The sequence below is a fragment of the Phenylobacterium sp. genome, from assembly GCF_030646615.1.
Taxonomy (GTDB): Bacteria; Pseudomonadota; Alphaproteobacteria; order Caulobacterales; family Caulobacteraceae; genus Phenylobacterium.
The window spans coordinates 25,604-41,101 of record NZ_JAUSLG010000081.1; the positions used below are offsets into that span (position 1 = coordinate 25,604).

The 15,498-nt window shown below is 69.9% G+C and carries 12 protein-coding genes; 3 read left to right on the plus strand and 9 right to left on the minus strand.

Annotated elements, in window-relative coordinates:
* Positions 1-13: 13 nt before the first annotated feature.
* Positions 14-289, plus strand: a complete 276-nt coding sequence (locus tag Q7S93_RS14750) for a GNAT family N-acetyltransferase (RefSeq protein WP_370652175.1) — start codon at positions 14-16, stop codon at positions 287-289.
* A gap of 233 nt (positions 290-522) precedes the next feature.
* Here Q7S93_RS14750 and Q7S93_RS14755 read toward each other — a convergent pair whose 3' ends face one another.
* The 4 genes from Q7S93_RS14755 to Q7S93_RS14770 all read right to left on the minus strand — a co-directional run bounded on the left by Q7S93_RS14755 (position 523) and on the right by Q7S93_RS14770 (position 7,327).
* Positions 523-819, minus strand: a complete 297-nt coding sequence (locus Q7S93_RS14755; RefSeq protein ID WP_304714685.1) for a hypothetical protein — start codon at positions 817-819, stop codon at positions 523-525.
* A 277-nt stretch (positions 820-1,096) separates the two neighbouring features.
* Complete coding sequence (locus Q7S93_RS14760; RefSeq protein WP_304714687.1) at positions 1,097-4,330, minus strand: autotransporter outer membrane beta-barrel domain-containing protein; 3,234 nt, start codon at positions 4,328-4,330, stop codon at positions 1,097-1,099.
* Between the two features lie 302 nt (positions 4,331-4,632).
* Positions 4,633-6,885 (minus strand): excinuclease ABC subunit UvrB, encoded by a 2,253-nt coding sequence (gene uvrB / locus Q7S93_RS14765; protein WP_370652176.1) that lies wholly within the window; start codon positions 6,883-6,885, stop codon positions 4,633-4,635.
* A gap of 262 nt (positions 6,886-7,147) precedes the next feature.
* Positions 7,148-7,327, minus strand: coding sequence for a hypothetical protein (locus Q7S93_RS14770; protein ID WP_304714690.1), 180 nt, complete (start codon positions 7,325-7,327; stop codon positions 7,148-7,150).
* Between the two features lie 382 nt (positions 7,328-7,709).
* Between Q7S93_RS14770 and Q7S93_RS14775 the strand changes: the two genes are divergently transcribed.
* Positions 7,710-8,780, plus strand: coding sequence for a cell wall hydrolase (locus Q7S93_RS14775; RefSeq protein ID WP_304714691.1), 1,071 nt, complete (start codon positions 7,710-7,712; stop codon positions 8,778-8,780).
* On the opposite strand, the gene Q7S93_RS14780 is transcribed toward Q7S93_RS14775, so the two are convergent.
* Positions 8,777-9,742 carry a GlxA family transcriptional regulator gene (locus tag Q7S93_RS14780; protein WP_304714692.1) on the minus strand — a complete coding sequence of 322 codons (966 nt, stop codon included), beginning with the start codon at positions 9,740-9,742 and terminating at the stop codon, positions 8,777-8,779. The genes Q7S93_RS14775 and Q7S93_RS14780 overlap by 4 nt on opposite strands.
* Before the next feature lie 83 nt (positions 9,743-9,825).
* Here Q7S93_RS14780 and Q7S93_RS14785 point away from each other — a divergent pair, with 83 nt between their 5' ends.
* Entirely contained in the window at positions 9,826-10,518 is a 693-nt protein-coding gene (locus Q7S93_RS14785) for a DJ-1/PfpI family protein (protein ID WP_304714693.1), read from the plus strand.
* 3 nt (positions 10,519-10,521) lie between these two features.
* Here Q7S93_RS14785 and Q7S93_RS14790 read toward each other — a convergent pair whose 3' ends face one another.
* From Q7S93_RS14790 to nadA, 4 genes are all read right to left on the minus strand, one after another.
* The gene (locus Q7S93_RS14790; protein ID WP_304714694.1) at positions 10,522-12,183 is read right to left on the minus strand and encodes a glycosyltransferase family 4 protein; all 1,662 of its coding nucleotides are present in this window, start codon (positions 12,181-12,183) and stop codon (positions 10,522-10,524) included.
* A gap of 37 nt (positions 12,184-12,220) precedes the next feature.
* A complete protein-coding gene (nadC, locus tag Q7S93_RS14795) occupies positions 12,221-13,066 on the minus strand; it encodes a carboxylating nicotinate-nucleotide diphosphorylase (RefSeq protein ID WP_304714695.1) in 846 nt (281 codons plus the stop codon).
* Complete coding sequence (locus Q7S93_RS14800) at positions 13,063-14,592, minus strand: L-aspartate oxidase (protein WP_370652177.1); 1,530 nt, start codon at positions 14,590-14,592, stop codon at positions 13,063-13,065. The genes nadC and Q7S93_RS14800 overlap by 4 nt, the downstream gene beginning before the upstream one ends.
* On the minus strand, positions 14,589-15,498 hold a 910-nt coding region (nadA, locus tag Q7S93_RS14805), incomplete at its 5' end, for a quinolinate synthase NadA (RefSeq protein ID WP_304714697.1). The genes Q7S93_RS14800 and nadA, both read right to left, overlap by 4 nt.

The window sequence follows — 15,498 nt, forward strand, 5'->3', positions numbered from 1 at the left end:
CCGTTCGGGAGGCATGATGAGTGAACTGAGAAACAACGCCGAGGCCGCCCGCTACGAGTTGGATGAGCAGGGCGAGACCTCCTGGGCCGACTACCGTCTGCAGGGCGAGCGGCTCTATATCGATCACGTGGAAAGCCCGCCCGCCCTTCGGGGTACGGGCGCGGCCGGCCGACTGATGAAGGCCTTGGCGCAGGACGCCCGGGATCGCGGGCTGAAGATCACGCCGATCTGCGGCTACGCGGCGGCCTGGCTTCGTCGCAGCCCGGAATTCAAGGATCTCGTGTCATGAATGACAGATCTCAGCCGGCCCAGCCCCCGCGGGAGCCGGGGTCGGACTCCGACCAGCGTCGCCGTGAGGTGGAAACTAATCCAGCCCTTAGCCCCGTGGGCCCGCAGGGGGGCGCAGCGATCGCCCCTCTCCGGCGGAAATCTGACACGTCAAAGGACTGACAGACAGAAACGGCCCTCCCGACAGGGAGAGCCGTTCTTGATCGCTCCGCCGCAAAAGGGCGCAGATTATGCTCAGGCGCGCGCCATGATGGCTTCGAGCGCCTGGGCCTTGACCTCGGCGTCTTCAGTCAGCCGACGGGCGATTTCCCGCACGCCTGGGGGATAGAGCTCCCCGCCCCCGGCGATCTCGGCGCTGAGTCGCTCGACATCGCCGAGCGCCGCCTCAAGGGCCCGCACATGTTCGCCCACCAAGCTGCGGGCTTCCGATTGCAGCCGGCGCACGCGCTCAGCCACAGCCGTATCTGAATTCATCCGTTCGACAGTCGCCACCTTGCCACCGGCGGCGACCACACTGAGAGACGGTGACATGGATCACCTCATTCTATTGTTGGTGGGGCGGCGGCGAGTGCGAGAAGACGGCTCGTCTAGACCAACCCCTGATCTGTAACATCTACGAATGGCGAGGCCGGAAGTTCCGTCGCCATCTTCATAGATCATCATGTGGGGTTTTTCGGCCACGGTCGCGAGAGGCGCGCCGGGCGACTTAAGCTCTAGGGGCGTGGAGAATTTCTAAGCGTCGGAGCCGGACGCCGACCCGCTCCGGCCAACCCTGGAGGTCGACCGGAGCGGGCGCCATCTCCACGTGTCACCAGGTGACCGACACCGTGGCGGCCAAGGCGTGGCTCTGGGCCTTGTCGTTGTGGTTCAGGCGGTAGTCGAGGCTGATGCGGGTGCGATCCTGCAACTGGGCCTCAAGGCCGGCGCTCAGGCGAAGGCCGGTGCGGCCGGCCGCCGCGGCGCGGGTCTCGAAGCTGGCCCCGTCCAGGCGAGCGTCCAGACGTGCGGCCTCCTCCCCAAGGGCCCGGGTGACGAAGGCCGAGGCCTGGGGCGTCACCCGCCAGCCGCCGAGGGCGGTGGTCTGGGTCAGCCGCACGCCCAGCCGCGCCTCGGCCGCCTCGCGGGTGGCCTCGTCGAAGGCCAGGGCGGCCGAGCCGCCGCGCTCGCTGACGGCGTCCCGTTCGGCGCGTTCGGCCGAGAGGCCGGCGGCCAGGGTCACGGCCATCCCGCGGACGGCCATGTCGCGACCGGCCTCCACATCGGCGAACAGGCTCTGGCCCGCCGCCTTGGCGCTCAGGTTTTCGATCCCGTCGGCCAGGCCGACCCGACGCTGGATCTTGTGCTGGTCCTGGCCGAAGCCCGCCACGGCCTGCACATAGGTCGGACCCTGGCGCCAGCCGCCATAGGCCAGGCCGCGATAGGTGAAGACCTTGGCCTCGCCCATCAGGCCGCCGTCGGTGGTGGCCTCGCCATAGGCCGCGGCGATGCCCAGGGTGAGCGCCGGTCCCACCTGACGATCGGCGCCGACGAGCAGGGTCAGGCCATCGGCCTCATAGCCCTCGGCATAGGCGTCGCCATCCACATCCCATCGGGCGCCGGACACCTGACCCCACGCGCGCCGTTCGGCGCCGGGCGCCTGCCGCAGACGATCCTGGGTCTGGGCCGTCAGGCTGCGGCTGGTGGAGATGAGCGCGTCGAGGCCCACCGCGTGGGTTTCCCCCGCCACCGCGCCCAGGGTCTGGCCGATCTCCGCCAGGTCCAGGCCCGCCAGGCGGCTTGCCACCGGCGTCGCGCCGGCTGCGGGCCGGGCGGCAGGGTCGGGGCGGGTGGTGTCGAGGGCCGCGCCGACGGCCTGCCCGTTCAGCTTGCCGGCGATGAGGGCGAGGCGTTCCGGCGTCACCGCCAGGATGATGCTGCTGGGCCCATAGACCACGTCGAAGCGCGCATTCTCGGGCAGGCCCGCCTCGGGCTGGACCAGTTGGGCGAAGGCGCCGGCCACGCCGCCCTGCGCCGTAACTACCTCGAAACGATCGCCAATCGCCGGGGTGTAGGTGTTGTTGGCTGCGCCGGTGATGCCGCGGGTGATCGGCCTCAGCGTCCCGCCGGCGGTGAAGACGGCGTCGGCGCCCATCAGGACGAGGGTGTCATGGTGGCCCGCGCCGACCCCCGGGGTCGCGCCGTCGATGTCCAAAAGCAGGGCTGCGCCGGCCCCCTGGGTTACGCTTCCGCTGACCACCAGCCGGCCCGGAGAATTGCCGGGCGAGAGGATGCCGTCGGTGATCAGGTTACCGATGATGTGGCCGCCGCCGGACACGATCGCGCCTTCTGCGACCTGAACATTGCCGGTGAACTGGTTGTTGAAGCTCAGCTGGCCGCCCAGGATGCAGGCGCCGCCGAGGCCGCCGCCGGCGCTCATGAGGTTCAGGTGGCCCTCGCCGATCTTCGTGAAGCAGGCGTCCCCGCCCACGGCGCCGGTCATCACCACATTATGGCCGCCGGTGTCGAACAGACCGCCATGGCCCACGAAGCTCTGGGTCAGGGTCATGTCGGCCGTGACGCCGAAGCTGCCGCCCGGGCCGATGCGCACGACACCCGTGGCCGCGCCGACCGAACCGGGCGTCCCGACGATGACCGAACCCTCCTGGACGTCCAGCCCGAACAGGTCGTTGGGGCCTTCCAGAACCAGCGAGCCGGATCCCCGCTTGGCCAGCACGCCGCCCCCGCTCAGCGGCCCGGTCAGGGTCATCGTGTGCCCCCCGGTGTCCACCGCGCCCGTCTGGTCCGGGTCGATCCAGATGCCCGACCCGAGGGCCATGGCCTGGGTGGCCAGGAGGTAACCGGTCTGGGAAAGCGCGATGGGCGCGCCGCCCAGGACGTCTGGGCCGCCCAGGGCCACCCCGCCGCCGGTAATGTTCAGCCCGGCGAAGCTGTTGGTTTCTCCGGCCAGGGTCAGGACGCCGTCTCCGGTCTTGGTCAGGAGGCCGGGGCCGGTCACCGCGCCCGTAAGGGTGAGGTCGTGGCCGGCCGTATCCACCGTGCCGCCCGCGGACAGAATGGTGAAGTTGTTATCCAGGACCCCGGAACTGGCCATGGTCAGGACGCCGCCGTCGAACACGGGCGTCACGAGGCCGGATTTCAGCTGATCGATCGTATAGGGGGCGCTGGTGTCGATGGTCGAAGGCGGGGGCGGGGCCGAGCTTCCACCGCCGCCGCCGCCGCCGCCGCCGGCCTCAACGGCCGCGCCGATGTCGGTGCCGAAGATGTAGCGATAGGTCAGGAGGATCTTCGAGCCGGCGAGAAGAGCGCCGATATCGAAGCCCAGGCCGATGGTGTTGTCGCCGTCGCCGACATTCGTGCCGGCGAGATAGGAGGCCGTGTCTTCCGTCCAGTAGGTGACGGCCGAATTGTGGGTCACGGCGCTGTTCGTATAGAGGCCGATGACATATTTCGAAGCCAAGGCTTCGGCATAGACGAGGTCTTCTTCCGGGACACCGTCGGCGCCCCGCACATTGGTCGTCGAGCTTGAATCCCCGGGGGCCGCCGTGGCGTCCGGGTCGATATAGCGCGAGAAGGTGAGGTCGGTGAGGTCGGTCAGGGCCTCGATGGTCGTGCTGATGTTCAGCTGCTGGCCGTCCGCGTTGAACGCATAGTCGTGGGTGATGTTCAGCACCCCGGCCAGGACCCCGCTCCAGACGGCGCGCAGATCATAGGTCTGCCCGTCGTATTCGACGCCGTTGTAGCTGGTCAGAATGCCGGTGAATCCGGTTGCGCCATCGTTGTTGTTGCTGGCGCTGAAGACAGAACCCGCCGAGCCGCTGACGGTGAAGCCTTCGAAAGCGGATCCCGGGGTCAGATAGTCATAGGCGTCGTTGAACACGCCCGAGCCCGTGCCGTCATAGAGAACGCCGGGCGCGGCGTTGCCGCCGACCCCCAGCGTTCCCTTGTTGCTGAGACCGATCTTCAGATAGTCGCCGGCGAGAATTTCGCTTGAGGACCCAGCAGCGTGGGCCGGCGAGGCGGCCAGGGCCGCGAGTCCCGCCACCAGGGCGAGAACCGAGATTTCCGCGCCCGAACGACGGGACGCAGAGCAAATGCGATTAAAAATGACTGACACAAAAACCCCCCGAAATGAGGGTTTGCGAGCTACGGCCCAGCTGTCATCGCCACAACAACCGCCCGGGGCAGATGTGCGCGATCTGGGCGCCAGGGCGCCGAAGCTGGGCAGTCAGCTCTGGCGCCGGCCTGGCTTGGCTCACCTATGCGGGCGCCTCCCAACCCAGGCGGGCGTAGGGGCGCGGAGCGGCCCGCGTCTGGCGAGGCCAGGCCGCTGGGCGCTGAGTCTCCCTACAGCTTCCCCTTCCGGAACCGCTCCTGGGCCTCGGCGCGGGCTTCGGCCTTCACCCGCTTCACCGCTGAGCGGTCCACCGTCTCGCCTTCGCCGGTGAGGGCTTCGTTGGCGAATTCCAGGTCCATCAGCTTCAGGCGCTTGATCTCGTCGCGCAGGCGGGCGGCGGTCTCAAATTCCAGGTCGGCGGCGGCCTGGCGCATCTTGCCTTCCAGGTCGCGCAGGGTGGCCTTGAAGTTGTCGCCCATGAAGGGCTTGGCCTCCTCGGCCAGCTCCGTGCGAACCAGGGGACGGTCCTTTTCATAGGCGCTGGCGAGGATCTCCTTGATCTGGCTCTTCACGCTCTCGGGCGTGATGCCATGGGCGGTGTTGTATTCCTCCTGCCGCTCGCGCCGGCGCTGGGTCTCGGCCATGGCGCGTTCCATGGAGCCGGTGATGCGGTCGGCATAGAGGATGACCCGGCCGTCGATGTTCCGCGCCGCCCGGCCGATGGTCTGGATCAGGGAGGTTTCAGAGCGCAGGAAGCCCTCCTTGTCGGCGTCCAGGATGGCCACCAGGCCCACCTCCGGGATGTCCAGACCCTCGCGCAGCAGGTTGATGCCCACAAGCACGTCGAAGACGCCCAGGCGCAGGTCGCGGATGATCTCGATACGCTCGATGGTGTCGATGTCGGAGTGCATGTAGCGGACCTTCAGGCCCTGCTCGTGCATGTACTCCGTCAGGTCCTCGGCCATCTTCTTGGTCAGGACCGTGATCAGGCCGCGATAGCCCTGGGCGATGGTCTGGCGGACCTCGTCGATGACGTCATCCACCTGGGAGAAGCCGTCCTTGGAGACTGGGCGGACCTCGACCGGCGGGTCGATCAGGCCGGTGGGGCGGATCACCTGCTCGACGAAGACCCCGCCGGTGCGCTCCATCTCCCACGACCCCGGCGTGGCCGAGACATGGACGGTGTCGGGCCGCATGGCGTCCCACTCCTCGAACTTGAGCGGGCGGTTGTCGAGGCAGGAGGGCAGGCGGAAGCCGTACTCGGCCAGGGTGAACTTGCGCCGATAGTCCCCGCGGTACATGCCGCCGATCTGCGGCACGGCCTGGTGGCTCTCGTCCACGAACAGCAGCGCGTTCTCGGGAATGTATTCGAAGAAGGTCGGCGGCGGCTCGCCCGGCCGGCGGCCCGACAGATAGCGGCTATAGTTCTCGATCCCGGCGCAGGAGCCGGTGGCCTGGATCATCTCGATGTCGAAGGTGGTGCGCTGCTCCAGACGCTGGGCCTCCAGCAGCTTGCCATTGGCCACCATCCATTCCAGCCGCTCCTTGAGCTCGGCCTTGATCTGCACCACGGCCTGGTTGAGCGTCGGCCGGGGCGTGACGTGGTGGCTGTTGGCGTAGATCTTGATCCCGTCCAGGTCGGCGATCTTCTTGCCGGTCAGCGGATCGAACTCGACGATGGTCTCCACTTCGTCGCCGAACAGGCTGACCCGCCAGGCGCGATCCTCGTAGTGGGCCGGAAAGATCTCGATGGTGTCGCCCCGGCGGCGGAAGGTCCCGCGCTCGAAGGCCTGATCGTTGCGCTTGTACTGCAGGGCCACGAGGTCAGCCATCAGCTGCTTCTCGTCGATCCGCTCCCCCGGCGCGAGGGTGAAGGTCATGGCCGTATAGGTCTCCACCGACCCGATGCCGTAGATGCAGGAGACCGAGGCCACGACGATGACGTCGTCCCGCTCCAGGATCGCCCGGGTGGCCGAGTGGCGCATCCGGTCGATCTGCTCGTTGATGGAGCTGTCCTTCTCGATGTAGGTGTCCGTCCGCGGGACGTAGGCCTCCGGCTGGTAATAGTCGTAGTAGGAGACGAAGAACTCGACCGCGTTGTCCGGGAAGAAGGCTTTGAACTCGGAATAGAGCTGGGCGGCCAGGGTCTTGTTGGGGGCCAGGATCAGGGCCGGACGCTGGGTCTCGGCGATGACCTGGGCCATCGTATAGGTCTTGCCCGAACCGGTGACGCCGAGCAGCACCTGATCATGCTCGCGCCCCTCAAGACCCGCCACCAGCTCCTTGATCGCCTGCGGCTGGTCGCCGGCGGGCTTGTAGTCCGAGACCAGATTGAAGCGCTTGCCGCCCTCCGACTTGGCCGGCCGCGCCGGGCGGTGGGGCTTCCACAGCATCGGCATGGCGGTTTCGTCATAGTCGAACGCCCCCGACATGTCGGCGACGCCCTGAACGGACGGGGGAGGAGCGGTCTTTGAACGCGGCATGTCGCAGAAGGTAGGCGTGCGAGGGGCTGGGCGCCAGCGTGGCTGCTGACACCGTGGCGCCAGCAGTCCGCGCAGCCTCTAGAAGAGGCCCCCGCCGCTATAGGCCACGGCGCAGGCGGCGGCGAGCACACCGAGCGAGAAAAAGAGGTGGCGCATCGCCTTGTCCCCGAAGTTCCTGTTGAGGACTCCAGGCGATAGGGCGATGCGTCGGCTCCGGCATGATCCAGACGGACTAGGCCGGGAGACCTTCTGGGGGCTGCGCCTAGTTGTCGACGCCCTTGCTGACCGCGGTGCCGACCGCCGCGCCTGCTGCGGCGCCCACAGGGCCGCCGACCACGGCCCCGGCCACGGCGCCGGTCGCCGCCCGCTGCTCCACATTGTGGCCACAGCCAGCCAGTAGAAGGCCCGCCGAAACGAGGCAAACGCCAAGGACCTTACTCATGTTGATCTCTCCGAGAGTTGTTCCCGACAAACGGTCGCCAACGGCCAAGGTTCCCACAGCATTGATTGAGTCTCGCTCGCATCAGCCATGGTGCGGCGCAATAACCGCTTGCGAATCCTTCACGGACCCGTCATAAGCCACGCCACTTTGTCGTAGACCCGTCCTGATCAGTGCGGACGGGCTTCGTTTCGAGACTTCGGTTTGCATGAGGCGACCGGCTCTCAAGCGATGATGTCGGAGGGCGTATCGCCCTCGCCGCACAGGACAGGACGTTTTGCAGAATGATAAGAGGGTGCGCGCCGATTGGCGTGCCCTGACCGGAGCCGCCCTTCTGGGCTCGACGGTTGGAATTGCGCTCGGCGGCGCATACATGGCTGGCGGCATGGCCAGCGCGGCCACCGACCACGCCCGCGCCGCCCGCCTGGCGGCCGGCGCGGCGGACGGCTATTCGGAGCAGGCGCTCCAGGATGCCGCCGCGCGCATGGACCCCGGCGTGCTCCGCATCGCCCGGCGCCATGATCCCTTCACCGTGGCTGGAGCCGCAGAACGGGATCGTCAGAGCGCGATCCTGGTGGCCCGTCTGGAGCGCGGCGCCAGCGCCGCCTCCCAACCGCCGCTTCTTCGGGCCAGCCTCAACGTAACGCCTTATCCGGCCGCCCCGTTCCGCCTTGGTGGCGCTCTGGAGGCCTCCCGCGAAGTCGAGTGCCTGACCCAGGCGGTCTATTACGAGGCCCGCGGCGAGACCCCGGCCGGCCAGGCGGCCGTGGCCCAGGTGGTGATCAACCGGGCCCGCCATCCGGCCTTCCCCAAGACCGTCTGCGGCGTCGTCTTCCAGGGCGCCAATAGCCGGGTCTGCCAGTTCAGCTTCGCCTGCAACGGCGTGATGCGCCGCCCCGTGGAGCCCGCCGCCTGGCGCCGGGCCGAACGGGTGGCCAATCGCGCCCTCTCGGGCGATGTCATGGGGGACGTGGGCCTCGCGACCCATTTCCACACGACGGCTGTGGCCCCGGGCTGGGGACAGCGCCTGACCCGGGTGACCCAGGTCGGCCAGCACATCTTCTATCGCTTCGGCCGCAACCCGGCGGCGAGCCGGATGCTGGCCAGCGCCCACGAAATCACCCAGGAACAGGCCGAAGCGCCGGTCTATGCCCGCGTCGGCGAGGCCCCCCGGCACGCCGGGACCCAACAGGACCCGACCGACGACATCCGTCTGACCTCGGCCGTGCTGGTCCCCACGGGGGACAAGCCCATGGGGATGGGCGGGCCGGCGGAACCTCCCGTCGAGCCGGCTTCGGCGCCGGCGATGGGACGCAAGGACACTGGCAAGGTCGAGGCTCAGACCAAGGACGCCGACGCCAAGCCGTCGGCGTCCAAGGGCGAGACCAAGACGCCCCGGGACGCGACTTCGGCCGAGAAACCTGCCGACAAGACCAAGGCCGGCCAGTCCGCCTAACGCCCTAAGGCGGCCGCCGTGCTTCGCGCGGCCCGCCGGAGGGCCTGGGGCGGTTGGCCGAAGGCCCGCAGGACCGCCCGGCGCATGCGCTCGGCGTCGCCGAAGCCGACGGCTGCGGCCACCTGCTCGACAGACTCGTCAGCGGTTTCCAGGCGCGACCGGGCGGCCTCCACCCGCAGGTGCTCCACGACCTTGGCGGGTGTCATGCCCATCTCCCGCACGAAGGCGCGGGCGAAGTTGCGTGGGCTCATGGCCGCCTGATCGGCCAGGCGCTCCACCCCCAGCGGTTCATTCAGGCGCGCCCGCGCCCAGTCGAGAAGATCGGCGAACCGGCCTGACGCCCCGCCCATGTCCACCAGCGCCGAGAACTGGGACTGGCCGCCGGGTCGCCGGCGGGGCACGACCAGTTGCTGCGCGGTGGCGCGGGCCACGGCTTCTCCCAGGTCCTCCGCGATCAGGGCCAGGGCGAGGTCGATGCCCGCTGTAATTCCCGCCGATGTCCAGATCGCGCCGTCCCGCACAAAGATGCGGTCGGGCTCAAGCCGCACGGCGGGAAACCGGCGGCGGAAGTCTGCGGTTCGGCTCCAATGGGTTGTGGCGGCCCGGCCGTCCAGCAAGCCCGCCTCCGCCAGGATATAGGCGCCAGAGCAGACGCTGGCGGCGCGCCGCGAGCGGGCGGCGGTCGCCCGCACCCAATCGATCAGCGGCGCTTCAAGCAGGGCCGGCCGGGTTCCCTCGCCGCCGGCCACGACAAGCGTGTCGAGATCGGCGTCGTCCAAGGCCTCGGCGTTCATCGTCGCGCCCGACGAACTCGCCACCGCCCCGGCCCGGGCGGCGACCACCCGCAGCCGGTAGCTGCCCGGCGCATGCCGTTCGGCGATCTCGAAGGCCGCGATCGGCCCGGCCGCATCCAGAAGCTGGAAGTCGGGAAAGAGGAGAAAGTCGACCGGGCGCGGTGTCATGGCGGAATCCGAGGGATAAATGTCATTTCGGCCAGGATCAGGCGTTGGCATGGTGCCGCTGTCAACCACCTGCGAGGTCCGCCATGTCCGCCCCCTGCCGCATCGTCTTCCCCCTCTATGCCGGGGTGACCCAGCTCGACTTCACCGCGCCCCACCAGTTCTTCAATCGCATGCCGGGCGCCGAGACGATCGTCGCCTCGGTGGGCGCGGTCGATGTGGAGGCCGATGGCCTGGTCTTCGCCAAACTGGCGGATCTGGCGGCGATCGAAAGCTGCGACGTGCTCTGCGTGCCGGGCGGCTTCGGGACCACGGCGGCCATGCTGGACGAGGCTTACATGGCGGCGATCATGCGCCTGGGGGCCAGCGCCCGCTATGTGACCTCGGTCTGCACCGGCTCGCTGATCCTGGCGGCGGCCGGCCTGTTGAAGGGCCGCCGGGCCGCCTGTCACTGGGCCTGGCGCGACCTGCTGCCGCTGTTCGACGTAGAGGTCGACGAGTCCCGGGTCTGCCGGGACGGAAATGTCATCACCGGCGGCGGCGTGACCGCTGGCCTCGACTTCGCCCTGGTGGCCGGCGCCGAGATTTTCGGGGAAGACGCCGCCCGGCGGGTCCAGCTGGGATTGGAATATGCGCCGGCGCCGCCGTTCGAAGGCGGTCGTCCGGAACTCGCGCCGCCCCACATCCTGGCGCAGGTCCAGACGGTGATGAACGCTGCGGTGGCCGACCGGCGTGCCGCCGCGATGGAGGCCGCCACCCGGCTCAGGGCGCGGGCCTGAGCCTTAGCGCCAGTCCAGGACGCCGATCTTGCACAGCCAGAGCAGGCCATAGGTGACGCGCGCCCGGCGATCAGGCGGGAAGGCGCCGACCAGATCGCTCAGCCGAATGTCGGGGCTCTCGGCGATCTGGGCGGCCAGCCGGGCCAGTTCCGGCCGCGGCGCCCGCCAGGCCTCGCCGAAGCTGTCGAGCTCCACCACGCTGGTCAGGGCGGGATCGTGGGCCAGATCGACGCCTGCCCGCACCGACAGGCGAAGATCGGGGCCGGCGACGGCGGTGGCGAAGCTGCGGTGGTCGGCGAAGGGGTCGCCGTGCAGGGGATTGAGGCGGGGATCAGACGCGGGGGCCGGTGCGGCCCGGCGGATCTCGGCCAGCTCATCGAACAGGGCGCGGTAGCCCAGGATGACCTGGCGCCAGTCGAAGGTCTCCCGTACCCGCTGACGGCCCGCAGCCCCCATGCGGGCCCGAAGCTCAGGCGAACGGGCGAGCTCGGCCAGGGCGCGGGCGGCTGCGCCCACATCGACGGCGGTGTATTGCGCTGCCTGGCCCACATAGGCCTGGTAGGTGTCGATCCGCCCCAGATGTCGACGCAGCAGGGCCTCGCTCGGCGGCCCGGCCCCGGGGATCAGGGTGGGGACGAGAAAGCCGTCCTGGCCATGGCGGATGGTGAAGCGATAGCCGTCCCAGTCGCTGGCCACGATCGGGAGGCCGGCCGCCATGGCCTCTACCGGCGCCAAGCCGAAGGTCTCCTGGATGTTGTCCACCAGGGACAGGAAGATGTCCGACGCCGCCCACATCTGGCCGAGCTGGTCGGCGTCATTGCCGTTGACCCAGTGGATGGTCGCGCTAGGGGCGTAGGCCCGGGCGGCGGCTTCGAAGTGGCCACGGTCGGCCTCTCGCGCAAACCAGCCCGCCAGGGCGAAGTGCAGCGGTCGCCCAGCCAGACGTCCCGCCTCCTCGACGGCGCGGAACATGGGCTGGGGCGCGGCCTTCTCGAAGAAGGACAGACGGCCCACCCAGAGCGCCAGTACGTCGTCTTCGGCCAGGCCCAGGCGCTCGCGGGTCTGGCGGCGGACGTCGGGACGGTCGGCCAGGGCTGTGATTTCGTCGAGCTCGACGCCAAGCGGCAGGACCGGGAGATGGGGCATGGGCCGGCGCGCACCGCCGAACCTGTCTCCCAGATAGTCGGTCCAGCCCTCGAACATGGTCCTGATGGCGGCGTGCACTGAGGGCGAGGTGCAGATGATGGCGTCCCAGGGATGGACAGGCGCCAGGCTCGCCTGGGCGATCTCCTCGCGGGTCAGGGGCGGGGCGATGGTGTGGATCAGGCCGACCAGGCTATAGGCGCTGTCGTTCATGAGGCCTCGCCGGGCCCAGGCCATTTCCGACAGATCAGCCTTGCCGCGGAACAGGGTCCCGGCCTGGCGCGCCCGGCCGAGGTCGAGCAGCGGCCCAGCCTCGATGGCGGTGGTCAGGGGGACGGGGCCCGCCAGAGCGGCGGTTATGCTGGCGGCGTCGGTCCGCGCCGAGGTCAGCATGTGGAGGCGCTCATAGCCGCCGTGGCGGGCGAAGGCGCGATAGATGGCGAGGTTGGCCACGTCGCGGCCAAAGGCGTTGGGACCGAGCCCAAGCCCGCCGAGGTGGTGGATCGCCAACTCGCCCGACATGTCTTTCACCATCGCGCCACACGGCGGTCGGCATTTATCAGACGGCGTCGAGGCCGATGTCCAGCGCTGCGGCGGAGTGGGTGAGGGCGCCGACGCTGATGACGTCCACGCCGGTCTCTGCGATGGCCCGCACGCTCTGCAGATGGACCCCGCCAGACGCCTCCAGGGTCGCCCGACCCCTGGCGGCGGCGACGGCGGCGCGCAGATCCTCCAGCGAGAAGTTGTCCAGCATCACCACGTCGGGGCCGTGGCGCAGGGCGTCCTCCAGCTGGTCCAGGCCATCGACCTCCACCTCGACCTTCATCAGATGGCCGGCGAAGGCGCGGGCCCGGCGGACCGCCTCGGCGACCCCGCCGCAGGCGGCGATGTGGTTGTCCTTGATCAGGATGGCGTCATCCAGGCCGAAGCGGTGATTGACCCCGCCGCCGCAGCGCACGGCGTATTTCTCCAGATGGCGCAGGCCCGGCGTCGTCTTGCGGGTGTCGACGATCCGCGCGCCCGTCCCCTCGACGGCGTCCACATAGGCCCGGGTGAGGGTGGCGACGCCGCAGAGCCGGCCCAGCAGGTTCAGCCCCGTCCGCTCCGCCGACAGGACGGCTCGGGCGTTCCCCTGGGCGCGGGCCAGTACGGTTCCGGCGGCCAGGGGTTCGCCGTCTGCGATGAGGGTCTCGAACCTGGCGGCCGGATCAAGGGCGGCCAACGCCAACCTCGCACACGCCAAGCCCGCCGCCACGCCCGGTTTGCGGGCGACAAAGGCCACAGCAAGCGTGGCGTCGGCGTCGATGCAAGCCATGGCCGTGACGTCGCCGGCCCGGCCCAGGTCTTCGGCCAGGGCGGCCCGGACGACGGGCTCAATCAGAAGGTCGGGCAGGGGCTCGGTCATTCGGCGGCGATGCTGGTCGGCGAGGGGGGCTGGGCGCTGAGGGTCACGAAGGTGCGCTTGGGCTGCGCCGGCGCCTGCGGGGCGTCAGCGCGGAAATGGGCGCCCAGGCTCTCCGCCCGGGTCAGGGCGCAGGTCGCCGTCAGCCGAGCGGCTGTGAGGTCGGGGCAGGCGCCGTGGACCGCCTGCAGATCATCGATCAGGCTGATCAGCCGGCCAAGACCCGGGCCGTCGCGCACGACGCCAGCCTCGGCGCTCATGGCGATCCGCAGGCCTGCGAGCGCAGCGTCCGGAAGGATGGGGGCGGGCGCGCCGCGGACGATGCGGCTGCGGGTCTCGGCGGCCTCGCGGGCGGCGGCTCCGGCCCGGGTCCCGAACACGGCGGCCTCCAGCAGGGAGTTCGACGCCAGGCGGTTGGCGCCGTGCACGCCGGTGGAGGCGCACTCGCCGGCGGCATAGAGGCCTGGCAGGTTCGTCGCCCCGTGCTCATCGGTGACGATCCCGCCCATATGGTAGTGGCAGGCCGGCGCCACCGGGATCGGCTGCACCCGCGGATCGATTCCGCCGGACAGGCAGGCGGCGAACACCGCAGGGAAGGCTTCGGGGAAGTGGTCGCCGACGGCGGCGCGGGCGTCGAGGAAGGCGCCGCGGCCGGCCGCCCGCTCGGCATGGATGGCGCGGGCCACCACATCCCGCGGCGCCAGTTCGGCGGCGGGGTGATAGGCCGCCATAAAGGCCTCGCCGGCGCCGTTGATCAGCAGGGCGCCCTCGCCGCGCAGGGCCTCTGTGGCCAGCGGGGCGGGATCGCGACCGATATCGATGGCCGTGGGGTGGAACTGGACGAACTCCGGATCGCCGATCATGGCGCCGGCCGACGCCGCCAGGCCCAGGCCTTCGCCCCGCAGTTCCGGCGGCGTGGTGGTGACGGCGTAGAGGCCGCCGATGCCGCCCGTGGCGAGAATCACGGCCGGGGCGGCGATCTCGTGGATCTGGCCGGCCTGCTCGACGACGACGCCGCGGACATGCCCTTCGGCGTCCTGCAGCAGGCCGCGCAGGCGCGTGCCGGCGCGGACCTCGATATGGGGTTGGGCGAGGGTCGCTGCGGTGACGGCGGCCATGATGGCGCGGCCGGCCTGGTCGCCCTTGACCCGGGCGACCCGGGCGCGGCTGTGGGCGGCTTCCAGGCTGAGGGAAAAGGCGCCGGCCTCGTCCCGGTCGAAGGGGGCGCCCAGGGTCGCCAGGGTGCGCACGGCGGCGGCGCCTTCCCGGGCCAGCAGGGCGGCGCGTTCGGGATCCACCAGGCCCGCCCCGGCCGCCACGGTGTCGGCGGCGTGCAGCGCCCAGTCGTCCTCGTCCGACAGGGCCGCCGCCATGCCCCCCTGGGCCCAGGCCGAGGAGCAGCCGTGGTTCAGGGGCGCGCCGGTGAGGACCAGGGCCTTGCGGGGGGCGGCGGCCAGGGCCGCCGACAGTCCGGCCAGACCCGCACCGACGACGAGGACACCGTCGTGCTGGGTGCGATGGGCCATCAGATCAGCTCCACATCCACATGGTGGCGGGCCTTGACCAGGTCATAGCGGGCCGGAACGGCCGGGGGCGGCAGATCGATCATCCGCTGGACGGCCAGCCGGGCGCGATCGGCGATCACCGGATCGACGGTCACCTCGTACTGCTCCTTGACCAGGGCCTCATAAATGTTCTCGAGGGTGATCCGCTTCATGTAGGGGCAGAGGTTGCAGGGGCGCAGGAACTCGGTGTCGACGGCGTCCACCGCCACATTGTCGGCCATGGAGCATTCGGTGATCAGGATCACCTGCTTGGGCTTCTTGGTCAGGACATAGTCGTTCATCGCTGCGGTCGAGCCAGCGAAGTCGGAGACCTCCAGCACCTCGGCGGGGCATTCGGGGTGGGCCAGCACCTGGGCGCCCGGATAGGCGGCCTTCAGGTCCAGGATGTCCTGGGCCTCGAAGCGCTCATGCACCTCGCAGCGGCCCTGCCAGGCGATGATCTTGACCTCGGTCTGGCGCGCCACGTTGCGGGCGAGGAATTCATCGGGGATCAGGATCACCCGATCGACGCCCCATTCCTTCGCGGCCCATTCGACCACCTGGACGGCGTTGGCGCTGGTGCAGCAGATGTCGGTCTCGGCCTTCACGTCGGCGGTGGTGTTGACGTAGGTGACCACCGGCAGGCCGGGATAGCGCTGCTTGATCAGCCGCACGTCGGCGCCGGTGATCGAGCTGGCCAGGCTGCAGCCGGCGCGCAGGTCGGGAATCAGGACGCGCTTGTCCGGCGACAGGATCTTGGAGGTCTCGGCCATGAAGTGCACGCCGGCCTGGACGATGCTGGCGGCGTCGGACCGGGCGGCCTCCTTCGCCAGGCCCAGGCTGTCGCCCACATAGTCGCCGACCCCGTGGAAAAGTTCCGGCGTCATGTAG